This is a genomic window from Dietzia sp. E1 (genome assembly GCF_014145015.1).
Lineage (GTDB): Bacteria > Actinomycetota > Actinomycetes > Mycobacteriales > Mycobacteriaceae > Dietzia > Dietzia cinnamea_A.
The window spans coordinates 1-4,376 of the sequence record NZ_JAALDU010000282.1; the positions used below are offsets into that span (position 1 = coordinate 1).

Genomic DNA, 4,376 nt, shown 5'->3' on the forward strand with positions numbered 1-4,376 from the left:
GTGGTGTCGGCGAGGGCGGCCCTCGTCGTCGACCCCTTCACCCCGTCCAGCGCCGCCCCGACCCCCGCGACCACCGCCCCCGCCACGAGTGAGGAGACCCCATGACCACGCCCTCGGCCACCACCCGGCCCACTGCGCCGACCACATCACCACCCACCGCCTCGCCCGGCGCCGAGATCCTCGGCTTCTCCGGCGTCGGCGTGACCTACCCCAACGGCACCCGCGCGCTCGACGGCGTGGACCTGAAGATCCGCGCCGGCGAGTTCGTCAGCGTCGTGGGGCCGTCCGGCTGCGGCAAGTCCACGCTGCTGAGCCTCGCCTCCGGCTTGGCCACGCACACCGACGGCTATATGCAGACCGGGACCGACCGGATCGGCTATGTCTTCCAGGACGCGACCCTGCTGCCGTGGCGCACGGTCGCGCAGAACGTGGAGATGCTCGCCGAGCTGGACGGTGTCCCGCGCGCCGAGCGGCGCGACCGCGCGGCCGCGGCGATCGAGCTGGTGGGCCTGGCAGGGTTCGAGCAGTCGCTGCCCCGGGAGCTGTCCGGCGGCATGAAGATGCGCGTGTCGCTCGCGCGCTCGCTGACTCTGGACCCGGAGTTGTTCCTGTTCGACGAGCCGTTCGGCGCCCTGGACGAGATCACCCGGCAGCGGCTCGGCGACGAACTGCTGGGGCTCTTCGCGGCCAAGCGGTTCGCCGGGCTCTTCATCACCCACTCGGTCGCGGAGGCGGTGTACCTGTCCACCCGCGTGGTGGTCATGTCCGGACGGCCGGGGCGCATCGTCCACTCGGTCGACGTGCCGTTCGGCCCCGCCCGCGACCCCGAGATCCGCTACACGGCGGACTACATCAACCTCGTCGGCGAGGTTTCCCAGGCACTCGAGGAGGCACACTGATGAACGGCATCACCGCCCGCGCCGCCGGGCCGACCATGAGGACCGACGGCGACGACGACGAGGTCATCACCACCGCGGTGAGCAGCGCCCCGGTCACGGGTCCGGCTGGGGGAGCGGAGAAGTCCCCGGTGGCCCGCAGCCGGCCGTGGCTGTCGGCCGACGGCCCCGCGGTGCGCTACGGCGGGCCGCTCGCGGTTCTCGCCGCGGTGCTGGGCCTGTGGTACTTCGTGAGCTACGCGGTGCTCGAACCGTCGCGGCGGTTCCTGCTACCCGCGCCGCACGTGGTGGTCACCGACGGCCTGTTCGGGCCAAGCATCTCGGGCATGCTCGAGGCGCTCGGGCGGACCGCGACCGTCGCGCTGACGGGGCTGGCGATCGCGTTCGTGATCGGGGTGGTGTGGGCGATCGTGATGAGCCAGGAGAAGTGGGCCGAGCGCTCACTGTTCCCGTACGCGGTGGTGCTGCAGTGCATCCCGATCCTCGCGCTGGTGCCGCTCATCGGGTTCTGGTTCGGCTTCGGGTTCACCGCCCGGGTGTTCGTGTGCGTGCTCATCGCGCTGTTCCCGATCGTCTCCAACACCCTGTTCGGGCTGAAGTCCGTCGACCCGGGCCTGCGTCGGCTGTTCAAATTGCACCACGCCGGGCGACTCACGGTGCTGCGCAAGCTCGAGGCCCCCGCCGCGCTGCCGGCGCTGTTCGAGGGCCTGCGGGTGGCCGCCGGGCTGTCGGTGGTCGGCGCGATCGTCGGCGACTTCTTCTTCAAGCAGGGCGACCCGGGGATCGGCATCCTCATCGACACCTTCCGGGCGCGGCTGCAGTCGCCGGAGTTGTTCGCCTCGATCATCCTGGCGTCCCTGCTCGGCGTGGCCGTGTTCCTGTTCTTCGGCCTCCTCTCGCGCCGGGTCGTGGGGCGTTGGTACAACCCGGATTCCGATCGCTAGTCCGCTAGTCCACTAGTCGTAACCAGCCGTAACGACGCACGACCGAACCCGCAACACCGCCGAAACACGGCCGATGTTCACTCTTCGTTATTGATCACATCAATACAGCTTCCGGCACCCGCCACCCGCCACCCGATCCAGGAGTTCCCATGCGACGCACCGTCACACGCACCGCCACCCCCCGTTCCACCGTCCCCCGTTCTGCCGTGTCCGTGGCCGCCCTGTGTGCCCTCGGAGCCGTCACCCTCACCGCCTGCGGTGGCTCCGAGTCCGCGGAGGCCTCCGGCTACAGCGGCGAGATCGGCGCGGTCGACCTCAGCGACGTGTGCGTCGAGAAGATCGTCGTCCAGACGGACTGGAACCCCGAGGCCGAGCACGGCCACGTCTACGAACTGCTGGGCCCCGAGCCGACCATCGACGCCGGCGCCAAGTCGGTCTCCGGACCGCTGTTCGCCTCCGGCGAGTACACCGGCGTGGACGTCGAGATCCGGGCCGGCGGCCCGGCCATCGGGTTCCAGCAGGTCACCGCGCAGATGTACCAGGATCCCGACATCATGCTCGGTTACGTGGACGCCGACCAGGCCGTCCAGAACTCGCTGAACAACCCCACCATCGGCGTCTTCGCGCCCCTCGACATCAACCCGCAGATGATCATGTGGGACCCGGAGACCTACCCGGACGTCGAGACGGTCGCCGACCTCAAGGACAAGAACACCAGGGTCCTGTATTTCGAGGGCAACGCCTACATGGACTACCTCCTCGGCGAGGGCGTCCTCGACCCCGCGCAGGTCGACGGCAGCTACGACGGCTCGCCCTCGAACTTCGTCGCCTCCGGCGGCGCCGTTGCCCAGCAGGGCTTCGCCAGCGCCGAGCCCTTCATCTACGAGAACGAAGTGCCCGAATGGGGCAAGCCGGTCGCCTACCAGCTGCTCCACGACCTCGGCTACCCGATCTACAAGTCGATGATGGCCGTCCGCAGTGCCGAGCTCGAGGACAACGCGGCGTGTCTCGAGAAGCTGGTGCCGGTGCTGCAGCAGGCCGAGGTCGAGTACTTCGAGGACCCGGCGCGCACCAACGCGGTGATCGTCGAGGCCGTCGAGCAGTTCAACACGGGCTGGGTCTACAGCGCCGAGCTCGCCGACTTCGCCGTCGAGGCCATGCTCGAGCGCGATCTGGTGGGCAACGGTCCCGACTCGACCATCGGCGACTTCGAGGAGGACCGCCTCGCCGACATGGTCGCCAAGGTCAAGGGCGTCTACGAGGCCGCGAACGTCGAGATCGCCGCCGACGTCTCGCCCGAGACCGTCGCCACCAACCGCTTCATCGACCCGGCCATCGGACTCAAGTGACCGGTCCTGAAATGACTACTGCCGCCCTACCCGAACGGAGACCCTCGTGACCGCGACAGCCACCGACGCGACCACCGATGTCGCCGGCCTGGTCGACGACCTGCTCGAGCTGCTCGGCCCCGACGCCGTCCACACTGACGACCATGCCCTGGACAGGGCCTCCAGGGACGGCTCCTACCTCAGCCCGATCCTGCGGGCACAGTGGCCGATCGGCCGCCCCGAGGTCGTGTGCCGACCGACCACCGTGGAGCAGGTGCCCGCCGTGGTCCGCGCGGCCGTCCGCCGCCGGGTGCCCATCACCTCGCGGGGCAAGGGCACCGGCAACTACGGGCAGGTCGTCCCGCTGCACGGCGGGCTCGTCCTCGACCTGACCGCGCTGCGCGGCATCGACCACGTCGACCCGGAGGCGGGCGTGGTCACCGCCGAGGCCGGCGTCCGGATGCTCACGTTGGAGAAGCGGCTGGCCGCCCAGCACGGCAGCCAGCTGTGGATGTACCCCTCGACCGTGCAGTCCACGCTGGGCGGGTTCCTGGCCGGAGGGTCGGCCGGCACCGGCACGATCGTGCACGGACGCAACCACGAGGGGTTCGTCGAGGCGCTCGACGTGGTGTTCGCCCACGAGGACGCCGAGATCGTCCACCTGGAGGGTCCCGACGCCCAGCCGTTCGTCCACACCTACGGCGTCGCAGGGATCATCGTGCGCGCCACGGTCCGGATCGAGCCACTGCAGGACTGGCGGTGCGTGTACGCGAGCTTCGCCGACCACCACGAGGCCTTCGCGGCCGTGCGGCGGGTGCACCGGGTCGAGCCGGCGCCGCGCCTGTGTTCGGCCGACGGGGCGCACGTCGCGACCTGCCTGCCCGACGACGACGCGATCCCCGCGGGGCGGGCGAGCCTGCGGGCGATCGTCGACTCCGCCGCGGTCGAGCAGGTCGAGGCGATCGTCGTCGAGGCCGGGGGAGTGGTCGAGGCGGTCCGCAAGGGGGTCAACGAGTCGATCAAGGTCTCCACCCTGTCGTACAACCACCCCACCCACTGGCTGCAGAAGGCGGAGCCGGACACGTGGTTCCACATGGAATGCCAGGGCGACGCGCTGGTCGAGCGACTCGACGAGGTGGAGGCCGTCTACCCGGGCGGCACCCTGCACCTCGAGGCCGGCCACGGGCGGATGTTCGGGATGCTCAACG

Annotated in this window: 4 protein-coding genes; all 4 read left to right on the forward strand. The window is 70.2% G+C overall.

Going from position 1 to position 4,376, the window contains the following annotated elements:
• The first annotated feature begins 101 nt into the window (after positions 1–101).
• Complete coding sequence (locus G6030_RS10165; RefSeq protein ID WP_187701710.1) at positions 102–899, forward strand: ABC transporter ATP-binding protein; 798 nt, start codon at positions 102–104, stop codon at positions 897–899.
• A gap of 170 nt (positions 900–1,069) precedes the next feature.
• The gene (locus G6030_RS10170) at positions 1,070–1,840 is read left to right on the forward strand and encodes an ABC transporter permease (RefSeq protein WP_063973874.1); all 771 of its coding nucleotides are present in this window, start codon (positions 1,070–1,072) and stop codon (positions 1,838–1,840) included.
• Between the two features lie 149 nt (positions 1,841–1,989).
• A complete protein-coding gene (locus G6030_RS10175; RefSeq protein WP_241724288.1) occupies positions 1,990–3,189 on the forward strand; it encodes an ABC transporter substrate-binding protein in 1,200 nt (399 codons plus the stop codon).
• A 46-nt stretch (positions 3,190–3,235) separates the two neighbouring features.
• Positions 3,236–4,376: FAD-binding protein (locus G6030_RS10180; RefSeq protein ID WP_182643032.1), on the forward strand; the 1,141-nt coding region annotated here is incomplete at its 3' end.